21 protein-coding genes are annotated in these 25,785 nt (G+C 71.3%); 11 read left to right on the top strand and 10 right to left on the bottom strand.

The features are described from left to right. Nucleotides 1-267: 267 nt before the first annotated feature. On the bottom strand, nt 268-1,368 hold the full coding sequence (locus G3I60_RS28680; RefSeq protein WP_164607905.1) for a LacI family DNA-binding transcriptional regulator: 1,101 nt from the start codon (nt 1,366-1,368) through the stop codon (nt 268-270). Nucleotides 1,369-1,661: 293 nt separating this feature from the next. On the opposite strand from G3I60_RS28680, the gene hisC reads away from it, so the two are divergent. The 5 genes from hisC to G3I60_RS28655 all read left to right on the top strand — a co-directional run bounded on the left by hisC (nt 1,662) and on the right by G3I60_RS28655 (nt 10,796). After that, nucleotides 1,662-2,735 (top strand): histidinol-phosphate transaminase, encoded by a 1,074-nt coding sequence (gene hisC / locus G3I60_RS28675; protein ID WP_164294888.1) that lies wholly within the window; start codon nt 1,662-1,664, stop codon nt 2,733-2,735. A 207-nt stretch (nt 2,736-2,942) separates the two neighbouring features. Next, nucleotides 2,943-4,451, top strand: a complete 1,509-nt coding sequence (locus tag G3I60_RS28670; protein WP_244809282.1) for a cytochrome ubiquinol oxidase subunit I — start codon at nt 2,943-2,945, stop codon at nt 4,449-4,451. Between the two features lie 16 nt (nt 4,452-4,467). Then, nucleotides 4,468-5,469, top strand: coding sequence for a cytochrome d ubiquinol oxidase subunit II (cydB, locus tag G3I60_RS28665; RefSeq protein ID WP_164294886.1), 1,002 nt, complete (start codon nt 4,468-4,470; stop codon nt 5,467-5,469). Between the two features lie 67 nt (nt 5,470-5,536). Then, a complete protein-coding gene (gene cydD / locus G3I60_RS28660) occupies nt 5,537-9,049 on the top strand; it encodes a thiol reductant ABC exporter subunit CydD (RefSeq protein ID WP_164607903.1) in 3,513 nt (1,170 codons plus the stop codon). A 37-nt stretch (nt 9,050-9,086) separates the two neighbouring features. Continuing rightward, nucleotides 9,087-10,796 carry a GAF domain-containing protein gene (locus G3I60_RS28655; RefSeq protein ID WP_164294884.1) on the top strand — a complete coding sequence of 570 codons (1,710 nt, stop codon included), beginning with the start codon at nt 9,087-9,089 and terminating at the stop codon, nt 10,794-10,796. A gap of 47 nt (nt 10,797-10,843) precedes the next feature. On the opposite strand, the gene G3I60_RS28650 is transcribed toward G3I60_RS28655, so the two are convergent. The 6 genes from G3I60_RS28650 to G3I60_RS28625 all read right to left on the bottom strand — a co-directional run bounded on the left by G3I60_RS28650 (nt 10,844) and on the right by G3I60_RS28625 (nt 16,929). Beyond that, nucleotides 10,844-11,710 carry a Cof-type HAD-IIB family hydrolase gene (locus G3I60_RS28650; RefSeq protein ID WP_138351123.1) on the bottom strand — a complete coding sequence of 289 codons (867 nt, stop codon included), beginning with the start codon at nt 11,708-11,710 and terminating at the stop codon, nt 10,844-10,846. 104 nt (nt 11,711-11,814) lie between these two features. Continuing rightward, a complete protein-coding gene (locus tag G3I60_RS28645) occupies nt 11,815-12,264 on the bottom strand; it encodes a hypothetical protein (protein WP_164294883.1) in 450 nt (149 codons plus the stop codon). 8 nt (nt 12,265-12,272) lie between these two features. Next, nucleotides 12,273-13,265, bottom strand: coding sequence for a MerR family transcriptional regulator (locus G3I60_RS28640; protein WP_164294882.1), 993 nt, complete (start codon nt 13,263-13,265; stop codon nt 12,273-12,275). Between the two features lie 16 nt (nt 13,266-13,281). Then, entirely contained in the window at nt 13,282-14,175 is an 894-nt protein-coding gene (locus G3I60_RS28635) for a metal-dependent hydrolase (protein WP_138351120.1), read from the bottom strand. Nucleotides 14,176-14,260: 85 nt separating this feature from the next. Then, entirely contained in the window at nt 14,261-16,063 is a 1,803-nt protein-coding gene (locus tag G3I60_RS28630) for an SDR family oxidoreductase (RefSeq protein WP_164294881.1), read from the bottom strand. Further along, complete coding sequence (locus G3I60_RS28625) at nt 16,060-16,929, bottom strand: M24 family metallopeptidase (RefSeq protein WP_164294880.1); 870 nt, start codon at nt 16,927-16,929, stop codon at nt 16,060-16,062. The genes G3I60_RS28630 and G3I60_RS28625 overlap by 4 nt, the downstream gene beginning before the upstream one ends. Nucleotides 16,930-17,169: 240 nt before the next feature. Here G3I60_RS28625 and G3I60_RS28620 point away from each other — a divergent pair, with 240 nt between their 5' ends. From G3I60_RS28620 to G3I60_RS28605, 4 genes are read left to right on the top strand one after another with little or no spacing between them, the layout of a single operon-like run. Further along, entirely contained in the window at nt 17,170-18,237 is a 1,068-nt protein-coding gene (locus tag G3I60_RS28620) for an ABC transporter ATP-binding protein (RefSeq protein WP_164294879.1), read from the top strand. Continuing rightward, entirely contained in the window at nt 18,227-19,165 is a 939-nt protein-coding gene (locus tag G3I60_RS28615; protein ID WP_138351116.1) for an ABC transporter permease subunit, read from the top strand. The genes G3I60_RS28620 and G3I60_RS28615 overlap by 11 nt, the downstream gene beginning before the upstream one ends. Further along, nucleotides 19,162-20,079: an ABC transporter ATP-binding protein gene (locus G3I60_RS28610; RefSeq protein ID WP_138351115.1), complete on the top strand. Its 918-nt coding sequence runs from the start codon at nt 19,162-19,164 to the stop codon at nt 20,077-20,079. The genes G3I60_RS28615 and G3I60_RS28610 overlap by 4 nt, the downstream gene beginning before the upstream one ends. Before the next feature lie 31 nt (nt 20,080-20,110). Continuing rightward, complete coding sequence (locus G3I60_RS28605) at nt 20,111-20,830, top strand: ABC transporter permease (protein ID WP_164294878.1); 720 nt, start codon at nt 20,111-20,113, stop codon at nt 20,828-20,830. A gap of 37 nt (nt 20,831-20,867) precedes the next feature. Here G3I60_RS28605 and G3I60_RS28600 read toward each other — a convergent pair whose 3' ends face one another. Beyond that, nucleotides 20,868-22,055, bottom strand: coding sequence for an MFS transporter (locus tag G3I60_RS28600; RefSeq protein ID WP_239070360.1), 1,188 nt, complete (start codon nt 22,053-22,055; stop codon nt 20,868-20,870). Nucleotides 22,056-22,159: 104 nt separating this feature from the next. Beyond that, entirely contained in the window at nt 22,160-22,870 is a 711-nt protein-coding gene (locus tag G3I60_RS28595; RefSeq protein ID WP_138351113.1) for a FadR/GntR family transcriptional regulator, read from the bottom strand. Between the two features lie 114 nt (nt 22,871-22,984). Between G3I60_RS28595 and G3I60_RS28590 the strand changes: the two genes are divergently transcribed. Both G3I60_RS28590 and G3I60_RS28585 read left to right on the top strand, forming a co-directional pair. Further along, nucleotides 22,985-23,605 carry a YceI family protein gene (locus G3I60_RS28590; RefSeq protein WP_164294877.1) on the top strand — a complete coding sequence of 207 codons (621 nt, stop codon included), beginning with the start codon at nt 22,985-22,987 and terminating at the stop codon, nt 23,603-23,605. 82 nt (nt 23,606-23,687) lie between these two features. Further along, nucleotides 23,688-24,449 (top strand): rhomboid-like protein, encoded by a 762-nt coding sequence (locus G3I60_RS28585; protein ID WP_203674078.1) that lies wholly within the window; start codon nt 23,688-23,690, stop codon nt 24,447-24,449. On the opposite strand, the gene G3I60_RS28580 is transcribed toward G3I60_RS28585, so the two are convergent. After that, nucleotides 24,394-25,728, bottom strand: a complete 1,335-nt coding sequence (locus tag G3I60_RS28580) for a PLP-dependent aminotransferase family protein (protein ID WP_164294907.1) — start codon at nt 25,726-25,728, stop codon at nt 24,394-24,396. The genes G3I60_RS28585 and G3I60_RS28580 overlap by 56 nt on opposite strands. Nucleotides 25,729-25,785 lie beyond the last annotated feature (57 nt).

Below are 25,785 nucleotides of genomic sequence, written 5' to 3'. Positions count from 1 at the left end.
GCCCATCATAGGAATGACGCTGTCGTGGTGTGACATACCTGGGTGCCGGGTTTTCGGCCGGTGCCGACAAACACCCCCTAAATCGGCGTCCTGGGGCGGTCCGGCGGCCGATTCGGGTTCCTGCTCGGACTCCTGTGCCGACTCCTGAACAGGTTTCCGCACGGAGTCCGGTGCGAACTTCCGCGCGGGGTTCCGGTTCCGGATCCCCGCGCGGACTTCCCGGCGGCTCGTGTGCGGTGGTGCGGTTCGGGTTTCCCGGGCCAGGCCTCAGCCCCCGGCCGGACTGCGCGGGGGACTCACCGTGGTGCGGTGCGTACGGCGCTGGGACGAGGTGCGGACGATGAGGTCGGTCTGCATGATCTGCTGGACGGGATGGGTGGCACCCACCCCTTCGATCGCGTCGATGAGGAGCTGGACCACCGCGGTGCCGATCTTCCCCGGTTTGAGGGACAGCGTGGTGATCGGCGGTTCGGTGCTCGCGTAGACGCTGCTCTCGCTGCAGCAGACCAGCAGCAGATCGTCCGGCACCCGCAGCCCGTAGCGGCGGGCGGCGGCCAGCAGATCGGTGCCGTTGGGGTCGAAGAGACCGTAGACGGCGTCGGGCCGGTCGGGACGGGCGAGCAGCCGGTCGGCGGCGACGGCGCCCGCGCACGGGTCGTGGGCGGGGTAGGACTCGTAGACCGGCTCCTGGCCCACCCGCTCGCACCATTGCAGGTACGCGGTGGTGGAGAGCCGGGTGTAGGTGTCGGTGCTGGTACCGGTGAGCAGGCCGATCCGGCGGGCTCCGGCGGCGGCGAGGTGGTCGAGGATGCCGAGGACGGCTTCCTCGTGGTCGTTGTCGACCCAGGCGTGGACGGGGAGGCTGCCGGCGGGCCGGCCGTCGCTGACCACCGGTACGCCCTGGCGGACGAGTTCCATGACGACGGGATCGTGGTCGGAGGGGTCGATGACCACGGTGCCGTCGAGTGCGACGTTGCTCCACACGTCATGGCGTGAGGAGGCGGGGAGGATGACCAGGGCGTAGCCCCGGGCGAGGGCGGCCGAGGTCGCGGCTCTCGCCATTTCGGCGAAGTACGCGAACTCGGTAAAAGTGAACGGTTCTTCGCCGTAGGTGGTGACCGTCAGGCCGATTAAGCCCGATCGGCCGGTGCGCAGTGTGCGGGCTGCCGCGGACGGGCGGTAACCCAGCCGTTCGGCGACCTCCCGGACATGGCGGCGGGTGGCGTCGGGCAGTCGGCCCTTGCCGTTGAGTGCGTCGGAGACAGTCGTGATCGAGACACCGGCGGCAGCGGCGACATCTCTGATGCCTGCCCGCTCGAGCCGGCGTCCGATGGGCCGGCTCGCCTGGTGGTTCCCTGCTGCTGTCATGGCGACCCGATAGTAGGGCGGGGTTGGTCCGTCCGCTGGGGCCCCGAAAAGGCATTCAGACGGTACGTTTCTGCAAGATCAAGAGTGCCTTGTGGGGTGTAATGTGCAGCTCGCAAGCGCTTTCTTCGCGTGAGTACCGGCGTCGCGGGGACGATCTCCTGCCCATTGGTTCGTATTGCGGGGAGGTATCAACTCACTCCTACGAGGGATGCGCACCACCGCGTGCGCCACCGGCGCACGGTGTGGCGCACGGCACTTTCCCACTCCCTCACGCCCCCTCGTATGGTGTGGTCATGACCCCGAAGCTGCGCGCGGAACTGGACGGCATCCCCACCTACAAGCCCGGGCGACCCCCGGTCTCGGACGAGGGTGCTCCGGCCTACAAGTTGTCCTCCAACGAGAACCCCTTCCCGCCGCTGCCCGGCGTGCTGGAGGCGGCCACCGCCGCCGCGGGTTCGTTCAACCGTTATCCCGACGCCGCGTGCACCGAGCTGATCGCCGAGCTGGCGCACCGCTTCGGAGTGCCGCAGACGCACATCGCGACCGGCACCGGCTCGGTCGGCGTCGCGCAGCAGCTGCTGCAGTCGACCGCGGGGCCGGGTGACGAGGTCATCTACGCCTGGCGTTCCTTCGAGGCGTACCCGATCATCACGCGGATCAGCGGCGCGACGCCGGTGGAGGTACCGCTCACCGACGGCGAGGACCACGACCTGGACGCGATGGCGGACGCCATCACCGACCGGACCCGGCTGATCTTCATCTGCAACCCCAACAACCCCACGGGCACCGCGGTACGCCGTGCGGAGCTGGAACGCTTCCTCGACCGGGTGCCGTCCGATGTGCTCGTGGTCCTCGACGAGGCGTACCGCGAGTTCATCCGGGACGCCGACGTGCCGGACGGTGTCGAGATCTACCGCGACCGCCCGAACGTCGCGGTGCTGCGCACCTTCTCCAAGGCGTACGGCCTGGCCGGTCTGCGGGTGGGCTTCGCCATCGCGCACGAGCCGGTCGCGGCCGCGCTGCGCAAGACCGCGATGCCGTTCGGTGTGAGCCAGCTCGCGCAGGACGCGGCGGTCGCGTCGCTGCGTTCCGAGGAGGCCCTGCTGGAGCGGGTGGCCGGCCTGGTCACCGAGCGGGACCGGGTCGTCGGGGCACTGGCCGCGCAGGGCTGGGCGCCGGCGGAGACGCAGGCGAACTTCGTCTGGCTGCGGCTGGGGGAGCGCACCCTGGACTTCGCCGCGGCGTGCGAGCGGGCCGGGGTGGCGGTACGGCCGTTCCCGGGCGAGGGCGTGCGGATCACCATCGGCGAGACCGAGGCCAACGACCTGCTGCTGAGCACGGCGGACGCGTTCCGCAAGGAGCTGTAGCTCCCTTTACCACCTGCCGTTTTCGCCCCCTTCCACCCCCCGGTGGGAGGGGGCGAACTGCTGTGCGCGATACTTAGCTTGTGAATGCGTTCACTTTCACAAGCGGACGTGTTTGCCCCCTTTCCTATGGGTTCCACGCGAGGGTTGGGGGGAAAAGTTCGAGTTTGGACCGGTGCAGGTAAACCGGTACAGGTAAGGAGTCGTGACGTGCAGCTCTCGCTGGAAACCGTCGACGTCGCGCGATGGCAGTTCGGCATCACCACCGTCTACCACTTCCTCTTCGTCCCGCTGACGATCAGCCTCTCCGCGCTCACCGCGGTCCTGCAGACCGCATGGGTCCGCAGCAAGAACGAGAAGTACCTCAGGGCCACCAAGTTCTGGGGCAAGCTCTTCTTGATCAACATCGCCATGGGCGTGGCCACCGGGATCGTCCAGGAGTTCCAGTTCGGGATGAACTGGTCGGACTACTCCCGGTTCGTCGGGGACATCTTCGGAGCCCCGCTCGCCTTCGAGGCACTGATCGCGTTCTTCTTCGAGTCCACGTTCATCGGGCTGTGGATCTTCGGCTGGGACAAGCTGCCGCAGCGCATCCACCTCGCCTGCATCTGGATCGTCTCGATCGGCACGATCCTCTCCGCGTACTTCATCCTGGCCGCGAACTCCTGGATGCAGCACCCGGTCGGCTACACCTACAACAAGGTGACCGGCCGCGCCGAGCTCACCGACTTCTGGAAGGTCATCACCCAGGACACCACCCTGGTCGTGGTCTTCCACACCATCACCGCGGCCTTCCTCACCGGCGCCGCGTTCATGATCGGCATCTCCGCCTACCACCTGGCGCGCAAGAAGCACATCGCCGTGATGCGCACCTCACTGCGGCTCGGCCTGGCCGTCGCCGTCGTCGCGGGGCTGCTCACCGCGATCAGCGGTGACTCGCTCGGCAAGGTCATGTTCAAGCAGCAGCCGATGAAGATGGCCGCCGCCGAGGCGCTGTGGGACGGCGAGGGGCCGGCCCCGTTCTCGATCTTCGCCGTCGGCGATGTCGACAAGGGCCACAACAAGGTCGCCGTCGAGATCCCCGGGATACTGTCCTTCCTCGCCGACGGCAACTTCTCCTCGTACGTGCCCGGCATCAACGACATCAACAAGGCCGAGCAGCAGAAGTACGGCCCCGGTGACTACCGGCCGAACATCCCCACCGCCTACTGGGGCTTCCGCTGGATGATCGGCTTCGGGATGACGTCCTTCGCGGTCGGCCTGGCGGGACTGTGGCTCACCCGCCGCAAGCTCTGGGTCGCCGAGGAGCACCGCACCGGCGAGGACGAGGCGCCGAAGCTGATGCTCACCAGGAACACACCGTTCGGCGACCGGTTCGCCGCCTGGTACTGGCGGATCGCGCTGTGGACGATGGTCTTCCCGCTGCTGGCCAACTCGTGGGGCTGGATCTTCACCGAGACCGGCCGCCAGCCCTGGGCCGTCTACGGACTGCTCCGCACCTCTGACGCGGTCTCCCCCAATGTCTCCACCGGAGAGGTGTTCGGCTCGCTGATCGCCTTCACCCTGCTCTACGCGGTGCTCGCGGTCGTCGAGATCAAGCTGCTGCTGAAGTACGCCAAGGCCGGACCGCCCGAGCTGACCGATTCCGACCGGAATCCGCCCACGAAGATCGGCGGCGACTCCACCGACGCCGACCGGCCCATGGCCTTCTCGTACTGAGAGGAAGGAGCGCGACATGCACCTGCACGACGTCTGGTTCGTACTCATCGCCGTCCTGTGGACCGGCTACTTCTTCCTGGAGGGCTTCGACTTCGGGATCGGGATCCTCACCAAGCTGCTGGCCCGCGACCGCCCCGAGCGCCGCGTACTGATCAACACCATCGGCCCGGTCTGGGACGGGAACGAGGTGTGGCTGCTCACCGCGGGCGGCGCGACGTTCGCCGCGTTCCCCGAGTGGTACGCCACGCTCTTCTCCGGCTTCTATCTGCCGCTGCTGATCATCCTGCTCTGTCTGATCGTCCGCGTCGTCGCCTTCGAGTACCGCTCCAAGCGGTCGGAGGACCGCTGGCAGACCAGCTGGGAACAGGTGATCTTCTGGTCCTCGCTGCTGCCGTCCGTGCTGTGGGGCGTCGCGTTCGCCAACATGGTGCGCGGTGTGAAGATCGACGCGAACAAGGAGTACGTCGGCACCTTCTGGGATCTGCTGAACGTCTACTCGATCCTCGGCGGGCTCGTCACCCTCACGCTCTTCACCTTCCACGGCGCGGTGTTCGCCGCGCTCAAGACGGTCGGCGACATCCGGACCCGGGCTCGCAGGCTCGCCTTCCGGCTGGGCATCACGGCCGCGGTGCTCGCGGTGCTCTTCCTGGGCTGGACCCAGAAGGACAGCGGTGACGGCACGACGCTCGGCGCGCTGATCGTCGCGGTGGTGGCGCTGGTCGCGGCGGTCCGGATGATCCGGATCGGCCGTGAGGGATGGTCGTTCGTCTTCTCCGGCATCACGATCGCGGCGTCGGTGGCGATGCTCTTCCTGGCGCTCTTCCCGAACGTCATGCCGTCCTCGCTGAACGCCGCGTGGAACCTCACCGTGACCAACGCCTCGGCGACGCCGTACACGCTGAGGATCATGACGTGGTGCGCCGCGGTCGCGACGCCGGTCGTGCTGATCTACCAGGGGTGGACGTACTGGGTGTTCCGCAAGCGGATCGGCACCCAGCACATCGCCGAAGTCCACTAACCACGGTCAGACAGGGTCCGGGGCCCGTTGCGGCCGGCCGAGCTCTTCGCCGAAGGGAATGTTCCACGTGAAACCAGTCGATCCGCGTCTGCTCCGGTACGCCCGCGCCAGCCGCGTCTTCCTCGTGGCGTCCGTGGCCCTCGGCCTGGCCGGGGCGGGGCTGGTCGTCGCCCAGGCGATGCTCATCGCCGAGATCGTGGTCGGCGGATTCCAGCACGGTCTCGACGCCGGCGAGCTGCGCACTCCGCTGCTGCTGCTCGCCGCCGCCGCGGCCGGCCGCGGGATCGTCGCCTGGCTGACCGAGCTGTGCGCGCACCGCGCCAGCGCGGCCGTCAAGTCGGAACTGCGCGGCCGGCTGCTGGAACGGGCCACCGCCCTGGGCCCGTCCTGGCTCTCCACCCAGCGCACCGGCGAACTCACCACGCTCGCCACCCGCGGGGTCGACGCGCTCGACGACTACTTCGCCCGCTATGTGCCGCAGCTCGGACTGGCCGTGGTCGTACCGGTCGTGGTGCTGGCCCGGATCGTCACCTCGGACTGGGTCTCGGCGCTCACCATCGCGCTGACCCTCCCCCTCATCCCGCTCTTCATGGCGCTGATCGGCTGGGCCACCCAGGACCGGATGAACCGTCAGTGGCGGCTGCTCGCACGGCTGTCCGGGCACTTCCTGGACGTCGTCGGCGGCCTTCCCACCCTGAAGGTCTTCGGCCGGGCCAAGGCGCAGGCCGAGTCCATCCGCACCATCACCGACGAGTACCGGCGCGCGACCATGCGGACGCTGCGGATCGCGTTCCTGTCGTCGTTCGCCCTGGAACTCCTCGCGACGATCTCCGTGGCGCTGGTCGCCGTGGGCATCGGCATGCGGCTGGTCCACGGGGATCTGGACCTCTACACCGGGCTCGTCGTCCTGGTGCTCGCGCCCGAGGCGTATCTGCCGCTGCGGCAGGTGGGCGCGCAGTACCACGCGGCCGCCGAGGGGCTGGCCGCCGCGGACGAGGTCTTCGCCGTCCTGGAGGCGGCTCCGGCCACCGCCGGGACGCTGCCCGCCCCCGATCCGCGGCACGCGGTCATCACCGTGGACGGTCTGACGGTGCACCACGAAGGCCGCGAGCGGCCCTCGCTCCCCGAGGTCTCCTTCACCGTCTCCCCCGGTGAGACGGTCGCCGTCGTCGGTCCCAGCGGTGTCGGCAAGACCACGCTGCTGGCCGCGCTGCTCGGCTTCGCGCAGCCGTCCGGCGGCCGGATCCTGGTCGACGGCACCGATCTGGCGTCGCTCGACCCCAGGAGCTGGCACCGGCAGATCGCCTGGGTCCCGCAGCGGCCGCATCTCTTCGCCGGGACCGTCGCCGAGAACGTCCGCCTGGCCCGGCCGGATGCCACCGACGAGCAGGTGCGGGCCGCCCTCCGTGACGCGGGCGCCCTCGACTTCGCCGGCCTGGACACTCCGCTCGGTGAGGGCGGCTCCGGAATCTCCGCAGGGCAGCGCCAACGGCTCGCCCTCGCCCGCGCTTTCCTGGCCGACCGTCCGCTGCTGCTGCTCGACGAGCCGACCGCCAACCTCGACGGCGACACCGAGGCGGCCGTGGTGGCCGCCGTCCGCCGGTTGGCGGTGGGCCGTACGGTGCTGCTCGTCGTTCACCGGCCGGCCCTGCTCGCGGTGGCCGACCGCACGATCCGGCTGCGGCCCGCGGCGGTCGAGGTGACCGCCGTCAGAGACCGGAGTCCCCTGGCAGCCCGTCAGGGACCGCTGTCGGCCGGCACGTCGACCACGTCGCCCGTCCTGCCCGTGGACGCGTCGCCCGCCGCCGGTGGGGGACGTCCGCTGCGGCGGGTGCGCCGGATGGCGGGGCCGTTGCGCGGACGCTTCGCGCTGGCGCTGCTGTTGGGGGCGCTGGCGCTCGGGTCCGCGGTGGGTCTGATGGCGACGTCCGGATGGCTGATCAGCCGGGCGTCGCAGCAGCCGCCGGTGCTGTATTTGATGGTCGCGGTCACGGCGACGCGGACGTTCGGGATCGGGCGGGCGGTGTTCCGTTACGCGGAGCGGCTGGTGTCGCACGACGCGGTCTTCCGTTCGCTCGCGGATCTGCGGGTGGCCGTCTACCGGCGGATCGAACGGCTCGCGCCGGCGGGCCTGCGGGAGACGCGGCGGGGCGATCTGCTCTCCCGGCTGGTCGCGGACGTCGACGGACTGCAGGACTACTTCCTGCGCTGGCTGCTGCCCGCCGGTGCCGCGGCGGGTGTCTGTGTCGCGTCGGCGGCGTTCACCGGCTGGCTGCTGCCCGAGGCGGGCGTGGCGCTGGCGGCCGGTCTGCTGATCGCCGGCGCGGGTGTCCCGGCGCTGTCCGCCGTCCTGTCGCGGCGGGCCGAGCGGCGGCTCGCGCCGGCGAAGGGCGAGCTGTCGACGCAGGTCGTGGACCTCCTGACCGGCACCGCCGAGCTGACGGTGGCGGGCGCGCTGCCGGGTCGGCGGGAGCGCGCCGCGCGCTCCGACCGCATCCTCACCCGGATCGCCGCCCGGTCCGCCGCGACGACCGCGCTGGGCGCCGGACTGACCGCACTGGTGTGCGGTCTGACGGTGGTGGCCTGTGCTTACGCCGGGATCCAGGCGGTACGGGACGGCCGGCTCGACGGGGTCGCCCTGGCGGTCGTGGTGCTCACCCCGCTCGCCGCGTTCGAAGCGGTCACGGGGATGCCGCTCGCGGCGCAGTACCGGCAGCGCAGCCGGGGGGCGGCGCTGCGGGTGCACGACGTGCTGGACGCACCGGAGCCGGTCCGGGAGCCGGAGCGGCCGGCCGAGCCGCCGGCGCTGCCGTTCCCGCTGGTCGTCCGGGATCTGACGGCCCGCTACCCGGGCCAGGACCGGCCCGCGCTGGCCGGGCTGGACCTCGAACTGACGCAGGGCCGCAGGATCGCGGTGGTCGGCCCGTCGGGTGCGGGCAAGACGACCCTGGCGCAGGTGCTGCTGCGCTTCCTCGACGCGGAGAGCGGTTCGTACGCTCTCGCCGGTACCGAAGCGGCCGCGCTGGACGGCGACGAGGTACGCCGGCTGGTCGGTCTGTGCGCGCAGGACGCGCATGTCTTCGACAGCTCGGTCCGCGAGAACCTGCGGCTGGCGCGCCCGGCCGCCGATGACGACGCGCTGCGCGCGGCCCTTGCCGCGGGCCGGCTGGACGCGGACCTGGACACGCTCGTCGGCGAGCACGGGGCCCGGCTGTCCGGCGGGCAGCGCCAGCGCCTCGCGCTGGCCCGCGCGCTGCTCGCCGACTTCCCCGTCCTGGTGCTCGACGAGCCGGCCGAGCACCTGGACCTGCCGACCGCGGACGCGCTCACCGCGGATCTGCTCGACGCCACCCGGGGCCGTACGACCGTGCTGATCACGCACCGGCTGGCGGGCCTGGCCGGGGACGCCGTCGACGAGATCGTCGTCCTCGACCGGGGCCGCGTCGTGCAGCGCGGTACGTACGCGGAGCTGGCCGCCGTCGAAGGACCGTTCCGCCGCACCCTCGAACGGGAGCGCGCCGCGGACCTGGCGGCGGACGCGGCCGGAACGACGGACGCGATGGGCCTGGTAACGGTCTGACCGGCGGGGACAAAGCGGACCAAATACGCTGAGGGACATGGCAGACGACAGTGCGCCGACCACTCTCAGCTTCCAGGGCATGGCCTCCCAGATCACCGTGCGCCTGCCCGAGCTGCTGGAGGCCGTCGTCTCCGTCGGTACTGGCCTCGAGCTGCACACGACGCTGCGCAGGATCGTCGAGACGGCCGCCGAACTGGCCTCCGCCCGCTACGCGGCGCTCGGTGTGCTCAACGCCGACGGCACCGGCCTCGCCGACTTCGTCACGCACGGCATCGCCGAGGAGGACGCCGACCGCATCGGCGCCCTCCCGGACGGCCGTACGGGGTTGCTCGGCGAGCTCATCCGCCATCCGGTGCCGTTGCGGCTGGCCGACCTGACGAAGGACCCGCGGTCGTCGGGGGCCCCGCCGGACCACCCCCCGATGCACGCCTTTCTCGGGGTGCCGATCCGCGTCCACACCGAGGTCTTCGGAAACCTGTACCTGACCGAGAAGCGCGGTGGCGGTGAGTTCACCGAGGAGGATCTGCATGTGGTGCGGATCCTGGCCACCGAGGCGGGGATCGCGCTCGGCAACGCGCGGCTGTACGAGGCGACCCGCCAGCGCGAGCGCTGGATCAACGGCTCGGCCGCCCTCACCACCGCACTGCTGACGGGCGACGCGGCCGAGGACGCGCTGGACGTCGTCGCCGAGCAGGCCCGCAAGCTGGCCGAGGCCGCCGCCGGGCTGGTGCTGCTGCCGACCGCGGAGGGCGGTCTGGAGGTCGTCGCGGTCTCCGCGGACGAACCGGCCGGGATGCTCGGCACCGTCATCGAGGCGGCGAGCCCGGTCGCCGAACTGCTGCTGAACGGGGAGCCGGTCTTCGTCGACGACTCCTCCATGGACGTGCGGATGACCACGCATCTGGCGCCCCGGTTCGGGCCCAGCATGATGCTTCCGCTCAAGAGCAACGGCCGGGTGATCGGCACGCTCGCGCTGCCGCGCGAACGCGGCGGCAAGCTTTTCACCGAGGTGGAGCGCACGCTGGCCACCCAGTTCGCCGCGCAGGCCGCGCTGGCGCTGCTGCTGGCCGACGTCCAGCGCGACCGGGAGCGGCTGGCGGTCTACGAGGACCGTGACCGGATCGCCCGTGACCTGCACGACCTCGTCATCCAGCGGCTGTTCGCGACCGGTCTGATGCTGCAGGGCGCCCAGCGCCGCTCGATGGTCCCGCAGGTGCGGGACGGGATCGGCAAGGCCGTCGACGAACTGGACGCCACCATCCAGGAGGTGCGCACCGCGATCTTCGCGCTCCAGCAGGCCCCCGCCGACGCGCCGGCCGGCCTGCGGACGCGGGTGCTGCGGGAGATCGGCACGGCGGCCGTCCCGCTGGGCTTCCAGCCGTCCGTGCGGTTCGTCGGGGCGGTGGACGCGCTGGTCGGTGAGCTGACCGTGAAGAACCTGATCGCCGCACTGCGGGAGGTGCTGTCGAACGCCTTCCGGCACGCGGGCGCGAGCCGGATCGACGTGGTGATCGACGCGACGGTCACCCTTCCGGGCGATGCCGGGAGCGATGGGGACGGCGACGGTGACGGTGTGACCGGAGTGCGGCTGACGGTCACCGACGACGGGGTGGGCATCCCGGAGGACGGCCGCCGCAGCGGACTGAGCAATCTGGCGCGCCGGGCGGAGGCCCTCGGCGGGTCGAGCGGTTTCGGGCCGGGGCCGGACGGCGTGGGGACGACGGTCGTCTGGGAGGCGCCGCTGTAACGGCGGCTGTCCCGTGAGTTCCGTGCCGTCGGGTCCGTCCTGCCGGTTCAGTTGCTGCGGGCCGCCAGGATCCGCTCGATGATCCGGGCGACGCCGTCGTCCTCGTTGGCGGTGGTGCGGTGTGTGGTGGCGGCCAGGACCGCGGGGTGCGCGTTCGCGACCGCGTACGAGGTACCCGCCCAGCTGAGCATCGCCAGGTCGTTCGGCATGTCGCCGAACGCGACGACCTCATCGGCCGACACACCGCGCTCCGCGCAGCACCGGGCGAGGGTGGTGGCCTTGCTGACCCCCGGGCCGCTGATCTCCAGCAGCGCGGACGCGCTGGAGCGGGTGATCTCGCCGTGCTCCCCGGCGGCGCTCAGCGCCATGGCGAGGAACGCGTCCGGGTCGGCGTCCGGGTGCTTGGCCAGCAGTTTCAGTACCGGTGCGCCGTTGTCGGCGAGCAGTTCCTCGGCGGGCGCGATCACCGCGTCGGGCATCGGGGCGTACGGCGGGTACGCGGGCTCGTACGAGAAGCCGTTCGTCCGTTCCACGGCGAAGGTCGTGCCGGGGACGGCCGCGCGCAGCGCGTCCACGACCGTGAGCGCGTCCTTCGTGTCGAGCGGGTACGCGGCGAGCAGCGTGCTGCGGTGCAGGTCGTAGACGGCGGCGCCGTTCGCGCAGATCGCCATCCCGTGCCGGGCGGTGTGCTCGGCGACGACGTTCATCCAGCGGGCCGGCCGCCCGGTGACGAAGAAGACCTCGATACCGGCCGCTTCGGCGTCCGCGAGCGCGGCGATCGTCCGGGCCGAGACCGTCTTGTCGTCACGCAGCAGCGTGCCGTCGAGGTCGGTGGCGATCAGCCGGGGCGTGCGGGCCGACGGGCGGGCGTCCGGGGACTGGGGATGCTCGGGGGCTGAGGTCACACCCCCCATCCTCCCGTATACGGCCACGACACCCGTACACAGGTACGGGCGCGCCGCGCCCGCGGACGGCCGCGGCAGGCCCCCGCATGGCACGTGCGGCTCGTACGGTCCGGTCAGCGGCCGACCTGGCGGCCCAGCCACGGCGAGAAGTTCGTGCCGGGGACCAGCTCCCGATAGGTCTCGTCGCCGGGAAGCGACACGATCAGCCAGCGCTGCAGAAACCGGGTCTTCACCCGCACCAGGCCGCGGTACACCGAGTCCAGGAACGCGGGGACGCTGTCACGCGGCACATCGTGGAACTCCACCCCGTCGACGATGATCTTTGCGTCGCCCTCGGAGTACAGCTCGATCTCCACCGCGGGTGATCCACCGAGTTCGACGTAGGCCTCGTGCGGCAGCGAACCGTCCGGATCGGCGACGGAGAACGCGCCCGCTCCGCTGCGGCGTGCGGACCGGTCGGCGCCGATGTCGTCGGTGACCCTGATCTCCAGGTTCTCCTGCCGCGCGATCTCGCGTACGGCGGTGACGGCGGCCTGGGTGGTGGGCAGCTGCTGGTGGCTCATGGAAACGATCATCCCTGGCCGTTCGGGCCGCTGGTCTGCGGGCCGTCCGTCCGGGGGCCGTCCGTCCGCGGGCCGTCCTCGGAGGGGAGGCCGGCCAGGGTGTCCATGGTGCGGGCCCGCACTTCCCGTTCGGCGGCGGCGGCGATGAAGGCCGGGACGTTGCGGCGGCCGACCAGCTCGCGGACGGCGCCCACCGTGTCCGTCGGCAGCGAGACCGGGACGTGGGCCGGCTCCGCCGGGGGCGGCACGTCCGCCGCGAGATCGCCGAGGTGCCGTCTGACCTGCTCGGTGGCCATCATGCGCATCGCGCGGGCCAGTTCCGCGTCGATGGTCTGCTGGGCGAGCGGCCGCAGCCGCCGGACGAGGGACGCCGCCTCCGCGGCCTCCGCGTCGGTGGGCGGATGGTCCAGATAGCGCTGGAAGACATGCTCGGTGGTGAACTGCAGAAACCGCTCCGAGATGTACTCGACCTGGATCCGCAGCTCCCGCAGATGACCGGTGATCGCGGTCAGCGGGACGCCCGCCGCGTAGAGCTCGGCGGCGACCGCCAGTTCCTGGGGACTGGGGACGAGGAACTCGTCCTCGCGGCCGGGGACCGTCTCCAGCACCCCCAGGTCCAGGGCGTCGATGATCGCGGCCTGGTCGGGGACCCCGCCGAACGCCTCGGTCAGCTCGGCGCGGGTGATCCGGGCCGGGGTCTCGTCGGACCAGGGCCGGTCCACCTCGTTGACCAGGCCGAGGACCCCGCCGAGCCCGGTGCCCGCGTCCCACGCCTCCAGCAGCTCCTTGATGCTGGCCAGCGTGTACCCGCGCTCCAGGAGGTCGGCGATCTGCCGCAGCCGGGCCAGGTGCGTGTCGTCGTACACATTGGCCCGGCCCCGGCGTTCCGGTTTCGGCAGCAGCCCGCGGTCCTGGTAGCCCCGGATCGTCCGGACCGTGGCGCCGCTGAAGTGGGCCAGGTCCTCGATCCGGTAGGCGCGATGCTCGGCGGAGACGGTCAAACGGTCCTCCCTGGACTCACGAGGCGGCCGCGCGGCCTATCGCGCCCGCCGCGATCCGTGCCGCCGGGGAACTCGCCAGGTACTCGACAGCCCTGCGCAGCGACCCCTCCTGTGACGGATGGTACGACCGCCGGAGGTATCTGGGCATGGCCATGTTCAGCGCGGCCCAGGAGGGCAGCAGCCCCTTGGCGGCCGCCGCGCGGTGGTCGCGGAAGCGGTACCTGCCGTGCGGCAGCTGCGGATCGTGCCGCATCAGGTAGCGGGCCCCGGTCACCCAGAGATAGGCGAGCGCCGGCCAGGCGATGACCATGCCCTCCGCGCGGCGCAGATAGCGGGGCAGCCCCTCCCCGGCGACGTGCTGGTACATGTCGAAGGCGACGGCCCGGTGCTCGACCTCCTCGGCGCCGTGCCAGCGCAGCAGATCCAGCATCACTTCGTCGGTGCCGGCGTCGTCCAGCGCTTCGGCGGCCAGGATCCAGTCCCCGAGCACCGCCGTGAAGTGCTCGATCGCGGCGATGAGCGAGAGCCGGAACTTCAGCCACTCGGCCCTCGGTATCGGTGAGCCGAACGGCGGCTTCTCCCCGAGGAGGACGTCGAACATCCACTCCACATGCCGGGTGTAGCGGTCGGTGTCGAGGTTCTGCTCGGCCAGATGCTCCAGGACGTAGGCGTGCTGCACGCTGTGGGTGGCCTCCTGGCCCATGAACCCCTTGACGTCCTTGAGCAGTTCCTCGTCCGTGACCAGGGGCAGGGCTTCCTTGAAGACCTTGACGAACCACCTCTCCCCGGCGGGGAGCAGCAGGTGCAGCACATTGATGACATGGGTCGCGGTCGGCTCGTCCGGGATCCAGTGCAGCGGCGTCCTCTTCCAGTCGAACGAGACCCGGCGCGGTTTGATCGCGTAGCTCATGGTGTCGTGACCTCCTTACAGGGCCTACCGGGGCTTAACGGGGCTTAACGGGGGCTTACCGAGGTGTGCGGCGACTCGCCGGGGGTTACAGCGGCGGGTCGAGACGGGCCAGGCCGCGCAGCGCCCTGGGGGACAGCCGGCCCAGCAGCCGGGCGCCGCGCGCCTCGGGGGTGACGGGGACGACGGCGGAGTTGCGCATCACCGCGCGCACGATCGCCTCGGCGACCTTCTCCGGCGGGTAGTTGCGCAGCCCGTACAGCCGGGACGACCTGGCGCGGCGCCGCTCCTGCTCCGCGTCGGTGACCCCGGCGAAGCGGGTGGTCGAGGTGATGTTGGTGTTGACGATGCCGGGGCAGATGGCGCTCACCCCGATGTCGTGCGGGGCCAGTTCGGCGCGCAGGCATTCGCTGAGCATCAGCACGGCCGCTTTGGAGGTGCTGTACGCGGGCAGCGCGCGCGACGGCTGGAAGGCGGCGGCCGAGGCGGTGTTGACGATATGGCCGCCCTGGCCGCGGTCGACCATCTGCCGGGCGAAGAGTCGGCAGCCGTGGATGACACCCCACAGGTTCACGTCCAGCACCCGCTTCCAGTCCTCGGTGGTGGTGTCGAGGAAGGAACCGGCCAGGCCGATACCGGCGTTGTTGACGACGACGTCGGGCACGCCGTACTCGGTGGCGGTCTTCTCCGCGAGCTTCTCCATGGCCTGCTCGTCGGAGACGTCCACGGTCTCGGCCCAGGCGCTCGGCGCGCCGATCAGCCGGGCCAGTTCCGCGGTACGGGCCGCGGACTCCGCGTCCCGGTCCACCGCGATGATCCGTGCCCCCGCCTCGGCGAAGGCGAAGGCGGTGGCCCGTCCGATGCCGCTGCCGGCGCCGGTCACCAGTACCAGCCGGCCTGCGAACCGCTCACCGGCCGGGCCGGGCTTCTCCGGGGTCTTCCGGGCCGGACGGCCCTCTTCGTTGGACGTCACGAACTCACCGATCCACTGGGCGATCTGATCCGGGCGGGTGCGCGGCACCCAGTGCTTGGTCGGAATGGTGCGGCGCCGCAGGTCGGGGACCCACTGCTCCAGCTCGTCGTAGAGCTTCTCCGACAGGAACGGGTCACCGGTCGGGGTGATCAGCTGCACCGGCACATGGGCGTAGGCGTCCGCGCGCGGCGCGCGCAGCCGGTCCCTGACGTTGTCCCGGTAGAGCCACGCGCCGTGCGCGGCGTCCTCGGGCAGCGAGGCCGTCGGGTAGTCCGCCGAGGAGATCTTCTCGGCGCGGGCGAGCAGCTTGGGCCACTGCCTGCCGAGCACTCCGCGCCAGGCCAGCTCCGGCAGCACGGGGGTGTGCAGGGCGTACACGTACCAGGACTTGGCGCCCTGGCCGAGGAGCTGGGCGAGCCGGCGCGGGGTGGGCCGTGCGACGCGCTGCTTGATCCAGTGGCCGAAGTGGTCGAGGGAGGGGCCGGAGATGGAGGTGAAGGTGGCGATCCGGCCCTCGGTCCGCCCCACCGTGGCGAACTCCCAGCCCTGGACCGAGCCCCAGTCGTGGCCGACGAGGTGGACCGGCCGTTCCGGGCTGACGGCGTCCGCGACGGCCAGGAAGTCGTCGGTCAGCTTCTCCAGCCGGAAGCCGCCGCGCAGCGGTTCCGGCGCCGTCGAGCGGCCGTGGCCGCGCACGTCGTAGAGCACCACATGGAAGCGGTCCGCGAGCCGGTCGGCGACCTGGGACCAGACCTCCTTGCTGTCGGGGTAGCCGTGCAGCAGCACCACGGTGGGCAGCGACGCGTCCCCGTACTCGGCGACGCACAGCTCCACCCCGTCCCCCGCCACCCGGCGTTCGCGCGCCGCCCCCGGCCCGCTGCCGTTCCCGGTCCCGTCTCCCGCGCCGTCCCGGCTCATACGGCCAGCCCCGCTTCCTTCCACCGCTTCACATGCGGCAGTTCGTCGTCGAGCCAGTACGCGTCCGTCGCGGTGACCACGAGGATCTCCTCGAACTTCGCCCCGGTCCCGCGGAATCCGAGATGGGGCTCGACCGCCCACAGCCCGGGCTGCGGCGGGTGGTCGGACATCCGGTACGGGCTCCACAGCGGGGACCAGCCGTCCCGGTGGCCGTGCAGCGCGTCCTTCGCCAGCCCCTTGAGGCTCTGGGTGCCGAAGCCGGCGATCTGCGGGGACCAGCGCCGCTCCCGCACGCGGTCGACCTTGTGCGCGATGACGCCGAACGGATAGGCGCGGTGGCGGTTGGCGTACCCCTGCTTCGCCATCAGCCGGTCCACGTCCTCGTAGATCGCCCGCAGCGAGCGGCGCTCGCGCACCTCGCGCAGGATCAGCTCACGGTGCTCGCGCAGGTCGGCCAGCAGCCGGTCATGGACCGGGTTGAGGCCGAGGCAGCCGGAGTACCCGATGTCGGCGGTGTACCCCTTGTAGATCGGGGCGGTGTCCAGGATGAAGGGCATCCCCGGCTCCAGCCGGCGCTGCGTGGGGAAGAACTGCAGCGGCACCTTGAAGCCGGTGAAGGCCGTCCGGTCCCCGAACCAGGCGAACGGCAGATGGAACCAGTCCCGCACGCCCCGCTCGCGCAGCCACTCCCGCATCATGCGGGCGGCCTCCCGCTCGGTCACGCCCGGTTTCAGCTGCGCCGCGACCGCCTCGGCGCACGCGTACGCCAGCCGCTGCACCTCCCGGAACCCGTCCAGCCCGTCCGGATTCCCGCTCCGCACGTCCGAACCGTCCAGTACGTCCGACCCGTCCGATGGATGACTCATCACTACCGCCCACCCCTCAGTACGGCACCCAGCACGGCATGCGCAAACCCTGACATCGATGAATGTGACATCACTTCATGGCAGGGTCAAGAGCGCCCGCACCGCCTGTGGAAAACTCCGGGCCACCGCTGTCCCGGACCGTCATGACCCTGACATCCGTCCCGCGCTCGGAGGACATCCCCTACGGGAGGTCAGCCCGCAGGACTACCCCGATGGGGCCCCGGAGGGGGACGCTCCGATGTGGTCCGCGCCACTACCGTCGACAACGTGACTGTGATCGTGACCGAAAGCCTGAGCAAGCGGTACCCAAGGGTGACCGCCCTGGACCGGCTCTCCGTGGACATCACCCCCGGCGTGACCGGGCTGGTTGGTGCCAACGGGGCCGGCAAGTCGACCCTGATCAAGATTCTGCTGGGTCTGTCCCCGGCCACCGAGGGCCGTGCCGCCGTGCTCGGACTCGATGTGGCCACCGAAGGCGCGGCCATCCGCAGTCTCGTCGGGTACATGCCCGAACACGACTGCCTGCCGCCCGATGTGTCGGCGACCGAGTTCGTCGTCCACATGGCGCGGATGTCCGGGCTGCCGCCCGCCGCGGCCCGCGAGCGCACCGCCGACACCCTGCGCCACGTCGGGCTGTACGAGGAGCGGTACCGCGCCATGGGCGGCTACTCCACGGGCATGAAGCAGCGCGTCAAGCTGGCGCAGGCACTCGTGCACGATCCGAAGCTGGTCCTCCTCGACGAGCCGACCAACGGCCTGGACCCGGCGGGCCGCGACGAGATGCTCGGACTGATCCGCCGGGTCCACAGCGACTTCGGCATCTCCGTCCTGGTCACCTCACACCTGCTCGGCGAGCTGGAACGCATCAGCGACCACGTCGTCGTCATCGACGGCGGAAAGCTGCTGCGCTCCTCCTCCACCAGCGACTTCACGCAGGCCACCGCCTCGCTCGCGGTCGAGGTCACCGACACCGACCGGCACCCGCACGGCACCGACGCGCTGCGCGTGGCGCTGACCGCACTCGGGGTCTCGGTGCAGGGCGAAGGCCCTGGATCCGGCGGCGCGGACATCGGGCACATCCTGCTGGTCGAGATGGACGGCGAGGCCACCTACGACCTCATCCGGGACGCGGTCGCCGAACTCGGCCTGGGCCTGGTCCGGATGGAACAGCGACGGCACCGGATCGCGGAAGTCTTCAGCACGGACGACGCGACGGACGACGCGACGGACGACGACTCCGACGTCCTCGAGACCGCAGGCGCCACCGGCAGCCGACCGAAGAAGGGAGGCAGCCGAGATGCAGCCTGACACCGTTCCCGCACCCGTACCCGCCCCCGCATCGCCGGAGGCCCAGCGCAGCGCCGATGTCATCCACAACATCGGCTACCGGCACTACGACGGCCCGCGCCTCGGCCGCGGCTACGCCCGCGTCTCGCTCTTCTCGCAGAGCCTGCGCGGCGCCTACGGCCTCGGCCGGTCGGCGAAGTCCAAGGTGCTGCCGATGCTGCTGTTCGCCGCGATGTGCGCTCCGGCGCTGATCATCGTCGCGGTCGCCATCGGCACGAAGATGACCAAGCTGCCCATGCAGTACATGCAGTACACGATCTTCCTGCAGATGGTCATCGCGCTCTTCGTCGCGGCCCAGGCCCCGCAGTCCGTCTCCCGCGACCTGCGGTTCAAGACGACACCTCTGTACTTCTCGCGCCCCATCGAGCGCATCGACTACGTCGCCGCCAAGTTCGCGGCGATGACGGCCGCGCTGTTCATCCTCACCGCGGTGCCGCTGGTCATCCTCTACGTCGGCGGGCTGCTGGCGAAGTTCGGCTTCGCCTCCCAGACAGCCGGATTCGGGAAGGGAATCGTGGCCGCTCTCCTGCTCTCCCTGCTGCTGGCGGGCATCGGCATGGTCATCGCCGCCATCACGCCGCGCCGCGGCTTCGGCGTCGCCGCGATCATCGCGGTCATCGCCATCTCGTACGGCGCGGTCAGCGCGGTCCAGGGCGTCGCCTACAGCCAGGGCAACTTCGACGCGGAGGGCTGGTTCGGCCTCTTCTCCCCGATCAGCCTGCTGGACGGCGCACAGTCCTGGTGGCTCGGCGCCACCGTCTCGAACCCGGGCAACTACGGCCCGCCCAATGCCTTCGCGGGCATCGTCTACCTGCTCGTGCTCCTCGCCGTGATCGCCGGCTGCTTCGGCCTGCTGATGCGCCGCTACCGGAAGGTCGGACTCTCGTGACGACGATCACCATCGACAACGTCTCGCGCTGGTTCGGCAACGTGGTGGCGGTCAACGACGTCACCATGTCGATCGGCCCCGGCGTGACGGGCCTGCTCGGCCCGAACGGCGCGGGAAAGTCCACGCTCATCAACATGATGGCCGGCTTCCTCGCCCCGTCCACCGGCTCCGTCACCCTCGACGGCACGCGGATCTGGCGGAACGAGGAGGTGTACCACCACATCGGGATCGTGCCCGAGCGGGAGGGGATGTACGACTTCCTCACCGGCGCGGAGTTCGTCCTCGCCAACGCCGAGCTGCACGGACTGCCGGACCCCGGCGCCGCCGCCCACCGGGCGCTGGCGACCGTCGAGATGGCGTACGCGCAGGACCGCAAGATCGACACGTACTCCAAGGGCATGCGGCAGCGCGTGAAGATGGCCTCGGCCCTCGTCCACGACCCGTCGGTGCTCCTGCTCGACGAGCCCTTCAACGGCATGGACCCGCGCCAGCGGCTCCATCTCATGGACCTGCTCCGGCAGATGGGCGCCGACGGCCGCACCGTGCTGTTCTCCTCGCACATCCTGGAGGAGGTCGAGCAGCTCGCGAGCCACATCGAGGTCGTGGTGGCCGGCCGGCATGCCGCCTCCGGTGACTTCCGCAAGATCCGCCGCCTGATGACGGACCGCCCGCACCGCTACCTCGTACGGTCCAGCGACGACCGGCAGCTGGCCGCCGCGCTCATCGCGGACGCGTCGACGGCCGCGATCGAACTCGACTGGTCCGAGAAGGCGTTGCGCATCCAGGCGATCGACTTCTCCGGCTTCACGGAACTGCTGCCGCGCGTCGCCCGCGAACACGGCATCCGGCTGTACACGGTCTCGCCGTCCGACGAGTCCCTGGAGAGCGTCTTCTCCTACCTGGTCACGGCGTAAGCGGCCCAACGGCCTTAAGGAGCCCACAGCGATGTACAACCCCACCGTGGCCCGGCTCACCTTCCGGGCGCTGCTCGGCAGGCGCCGCGCACTCATCCTCTTCGCGCTGCCCGCGCTGCTGATCGTCATCTCCGTCGCCGTGCGCGCCCTGGCCGGTGTGGACGACAACGTCACCAGCGACCTGCTGGGCGGCTTCGCGCTCGCGACGATGGTGCCGCTGATCGGCGTCATCGCCGGTACCGGCGCCATCGCGCCGGAGATCGACGACGGCTCGATCGTCTATCTGCTGGCCAAGCCGCTGAAGCGGCCGTCGATCATCCTGACGAAACTGACCGTCGCGATCGGCGTCGCCATGGCGTTCTCGGCCATCCCGACCTTCATCGCCGGTTACATCCTGAACGGCAACAGCCAGCAGCTCGCGGTCGCCTACGGCATCGCCGCGGCCGTCGCGTCGATCGCCTACGCCGCGGTCTTCCTGCTGCTGGGCGTCGTCACCCGGTACGCCGTGGTGGCGGGGCTCGTCTACGCGCTGGTCTGGGAATCCCTCATCGGCAACCTCGTCCCGGGCGCCCGCACCCTCAGCGTCCAGCAGTGGTCGCTGGCACTGGCGCAGAAGATCGGGGGCGGCGACATCGTGCAGTCCGACGTCGGGCTCCCGGTCGCGATCGTCCTGCTCGTCGCGGTGACCGTCGCCGCCACCTGGTTCGCCGCGCAGCGGCTGCGCTCGCTGACCCTGGCGGGCGAGGAGTAGCCGGGCACCGACGGACGGGAGGGGCGGGGGCCGGGGGTCAGACCTTGCGGTCCCTGCCCGCGCCCAGTCCCGCGGCGAGCTGCGCGCCGCACAGCAGCAGCATCAGCACGATCGGGGCGGTCCAGCCGCCGCTGCTCTGGTAGAGCGCGCCGGCCGCCAGCGGTCCGGCGGCGGCGAGCAGATAGCCGACGCCCTGGGCCATGCCCGACAGCCGTGCGGCGGTGAACGCGTCCCGGCTGCGGAGCACGATCATCGTCAGCGCCAGCCCGACGGCGCCGCCCTGGCCGACGCCGAGCAGCGCGGCCCACGCCCAGGCGCCGCCGACCGGGTCCACCAGGAGCCCGACGTATCCGGCGGCGGTCAGACTCACGGCGACGGCCACCAGCGGACCCTGGTTGCGCATCCGGCCCGCGAGCAGCGGGAAGACGAACGCGCCCACCACCTGGATCAGGTTGCTGACGGCGAAGACGACCCCCGCGGTGCCCTTGCTCATTCCGTGGTCGGTGAGGATCGTCGGCATCCACGCGATGACGACGTAGACGAGCAGCGACTGCAGGCCCATGAAGCAGGTGACCTGCCAGGCCAGCGGCACCCGCCGGAGCCCGGCGTCCCGGACCGGAACCGGGCTGTTCGTCCGGGGAGCGGCGGCCGCGGCGGAACGGGTCCTGCGGGACAGCACCACCTGCGGGAACCAGACCGCCGCGGCGACGGCCGCCGGGAGGGCCCAGAACGCCAGGGCGGCCTGCCAGCTGCCGCCGAACGACTTCTCCAGGGGGACGGACACCCCGGCGGCCGTCGACGCGCCGATGACCATCGCGCAGGTGTAGAGCGAGGTCATGCTCGCGGCCCGGTGCGGGAAGTCGCGCTTGATCAGGCCGGGCATCAGCACGTTCAGCAGGGCTATCGCCGTTCCCAGCAGGATGCTGCCGGCGAACAGCGCCACGACCGAGGACAGCGACCGCACCACGATCCCGGCGGCCAGCGCCGCCAGCGCGGCGAACAGCACCTGTTCGGTGCCGAACCGCTGCGACAGCCGGGGCGCGACCATCGAGCCGAGCCCCAGGAAGAGCACCGGCACCGACGTGACCAGGCTGCTCACCGTAGAGGAGAGCCCGTAGTGCGCGCTGACGTCGCCGACCAGCGGCGCCATGCTGGCCAGCGCGCCCCGCATGTTGAGCGAGGCCAGCACGATGCCGGCCAGCAGCAGTACGGGGTGGGAGAGCAGCCGGGGCGACCCGGACGGGTGGCCGGGCTCCGCGTCGACGAGCGGGACGGTGGCGGTCGGACGTGCCAAGGCGGGCCCCTTTCCAAGGGTGGTGGCGAGGTGATTCAGCTGGTCGGGTGGTCCGGTGCCGCGGCGAGGAGGGCTTCGACCGCACGCAGCGGCTCCCGCAGCAGCGCCCGCGCGGCGCTGTCGGCGGCCTGCGGGTCCCCCGCCTCGATGGCGTCGACCAGCGCGGTGTGCGCCGCCAGGTCGATCGGCGGCATGTCGCTGTCGCCGACCGCGGCGAGGAGTGTCTCGCGGACCGAGGAGCTGAAGTAGCGGTAGACCTCGGTCAGCGCGGCATTGTGCGCGGCCTCCACGACGTACTGGTGGAAGCGGACGTCGTCGTCGGCCTGCGCCCCGCCGGTCAGTTCCGCGCCGTGGTCGTGCACGCTGCCGAGCGCGGAGCGCATCCGCTCCAGGTCCTCCGGCGTCCGCCGGGCGGCGGCCAGCCGGGCGCCTTCCGCCTCCATCGCGATCCGCAGCTCCAGCACGTCGCGGATACCGGCCCTGCGCATGCCCAGGAGCACGGCGGCGGGGTCGGCCCGGGAGATCACGTAGGTGCCCTGGCCCTGCCGTGACTCCAGCTGGCCGGCGTGCGCGAGCACCCGGACCGCCTCGCGGACCGTGTTGCGGCCCACGCCGAGCAGGTCGGCGAGCTCGTGCTCGGTCGGAATGCGCATCCCGACCTGCCAGGTACCGGCGGCGAGCTGCTCGCGGAGCTGCTCGACGACGGTGTCGACCAGGGATCTGCGGTCGGCTGCGTGGAGTGTCATCCGGTCATCCTACAACTGCATCCGTGACCCATTCGAGTGAGGTTGTTGAAAGTTAAATGGAATGGAGTTATGGTGAATGAAGTTGAACGTTGAACTACTCGTAAGGAGCACATCATGGGACTCTTCAACCGCACCAAGACCACCACGGGCAGCACCGCGGGCGTCGCCGTGGCGACCGGCCCCGCCGTCGGCGACCTCTCGCACCTCACCGGCGAGTACACCGTCGACCCGACCCACAGCGAGATCGGCTTCTCCGTCCGGCACGCGATGGTCACCACCGTCCGCGGCCAGTTCGCCGAGTACGAGGGCGCGCTGCACCTCGACGGCAGCAACCCGCACCTGTCCACCGCCGAGCTGGTCATCAAGGTCGCCAGCATCGACACCAACCAGGCCCAGCGCGACGAGCACCTGCGCACCGGTGACTTCTTCGACGCCCCCGCCTTCCCGGAGATCACCTTCCGCTCCACCGACGCCGAGCGCCTCGGCGAGGACTCGTACCGCATGACGGGCGACCTCACCATCAAGGGCACCACCCGCCCGGTCACGCTCGACCTCGCCTACAACGGCTCCGCCAAGGACCTGTACGGCAACGAGCGCGTCGGCTTCGAGGGCACCGCGAAGATCGACCGCACCGACTGGGGCCTGAACTACAACGCCGCCCTGGAGACCGGTGGCGTCCTCATCGGCGAGCAGGTCAAGCTGCGCTTCGACATCTCCGCCATCAAGGGCGCCTGACACCCCCTGCCGGGTGTGCGCGATCAAGAACGTCCGAAACGCGATTGGCCGGGTCAGCCGGCCCTGACAGATGATGTGGGGGATGGCCGCAGAGCAGGACACCCCGATCCCCGTCGAGCGCCGCCGCATCACCCTCCAGGGTGTGGGGCGCTTCGGCGCTTCCTGGGTGCGTTCCTCCCCCGGGACCCACATCTGGCTGCTGATCCTGACGATCACGACCTGTGTGGTCGCCGTCGTGTCACCCCACGTGCGGGCGTACCTGCTGCACCACGTCAGCACCAACCTCATCGAACTGCGGCAGCACCCGGTCCGGGTGCTGCTCGCCAGTGCCCTGTGGGTGGCGACCCCGTCCGGCTTCGCCATCTACTTCGTCTTCTACGAGCTGATCCACGCGCCCGCCGAACGCTGGATGGGCACCTGGCGCTGGCTCGTCGTCGTCGCCACCGCGCACATCGGGGCCACGCTCGTCAGCCAGAAGGCCGTACTGTTCGGCATCCATTACGACCGCCTGCCGCGTTCCCTCGCCCACACCGTCGACGTCGGGGTCAGTTACGGGATGGCCGGTGTCGTCGGCGTGCTGACGTACCTGGTGCCGCGTCCCTGGCGGTGGGGCTATCTGCTGGGGATCCTGACGTTCTTCACCGTGCCCGTCCTCACCAGCCGCACCTTCACCGACCTCGGGCATCTCACGGCCGTTCTCATCGGCCTGGCCTGCTACGGGCTGACGCCGACCGCGCGGAAGCCGGACGGCCCGCACCGGCCGGAGCCCCGTACCGGCCGTCGGCCGGTCAGCGACCGCCGGCCGGCGGAAGCGCCCGGCACAGCGCTTCCAGAGCGCCGCTGAACGCATGGTCGGACGGCGTGCCGTAGCCGACGACCAGCCCGTCCTGCACATCCATCGCGCTGTCGGGATGCCGGTATCCGGCCAGGCCGTCCAGGACGAGACCGTGCCGCGCCGCGGCACGGACCGCGGCGCTCTCGGTGCCGGGCGGAAGTTCCAGCACGGCGTGCAGCCCGGCCGCGACGCCGGAGACGCCGATGTGCGGGGCGCGCTCGGCCAGCGCGGCGACGAGCTGGTCGCGCCGCAGGCGGTAGTGCTGCCGCATCCGGCGGACATGGCGGTCGTACGCGCCGGAGGCGATGAAATCCGCGAGGGTCAGCTGGTCCAGGGCGCCGGCCGTGGCCTCCCGCTCGCCCTTGGCCGCCACCACCTGTTCCACGAGCGGTCCCGGAAGCACCATCCAGCCCAGCCGCACCGCCGGTGACAGGCTCTTGCTGACCGATCCGAGGTACACGACGCGTTCGGGTTCGAGGCCCTGCACCGCGCCGACCGGCTGCCGGTCGTAACGGAACTCCCCGTCGTAGTCGTCCTCCAGGACGATGCCGCCCGTCGTCCTGGCCCAGTCGACGACGGCCGCCCGCCGCTCCGGTCCGAGCGGACCGCCGGTCGGGAACTGATGGGCGGGGGTGAGCAGCACGGACTTCGCGCCGCTCGCCGCCAGGTCCCTGGTCCGTGCGCCCTCCGCGTCGACGGCCAGCGGCACCGTACGCATCCGGGCCGCCGCCAGGATGCCGCGGTGGAAGGCCAGCCCGTACGCCTCGACGGCCATCGGGCCGCGCAGCACCTGGACCAGCAGCCGCAGACCATGGGCGAAGCCCGAGCAGACGACGATCCTGGCGGGGTCGGTACGCACCCCGCGGGCGCGGGCGAGGTACTCGGCCAGCGCCTCGCGCAGCTCGGGGCGGCCGTGCGGGTCACCGGGACCGAACGCCTCGGTGGGCGCGGCGGTCAGCGCGCGGCGGGCGGAGGTGAGCCAGGCGGCGCGGGGGAAGCTGCCGGCGTCGGGCTGGCCCTGCAGCAGGTTGTACGCGGGCCGCGCGGTGCGCGGGGAGGGTGCGGCGACGGCGGGGGCGGGGTTCGGCTTCGGTGGCGCGGTGCGCGGCGCGACGCGGGTGCCGGAGCCCTGGCGGGCGGTGAGCCACCCCTCGGCGACGAGTTCGGCGTACGCCTCCGCCACGGTGTTGCGGGCGATGCCGAGGTCGGCGGAGAGCGAGCGGTAGGGCGGCAGCCGGGTGCCGGGGGTGAGCCGGCCGGTGCGGATCGCCTCGCGTAGCGCCCGCATCAGCGAGGCGCGCCGGCCGCCGGGGCCGGTCAGCTCCAGATGGAGATCGCTGCCGAT

The sequence above is a fragment of the Streptomyces sp. SID13666 genome (assembly GCF_010548325.1).
Taxonomy (GTDB): domain Bacteria; phylum Actinomycetota; class Actinomycetes; order Streptomycetales; family Streptomycetaceae; genus Actinacidiphila; species Actinacidiphila fildesensis.
The sequence above is the reverse complement of the archived record's forward strand: the minus strand, read 5'-3'. Positions and strand labels throughout refer to the sequence as shown.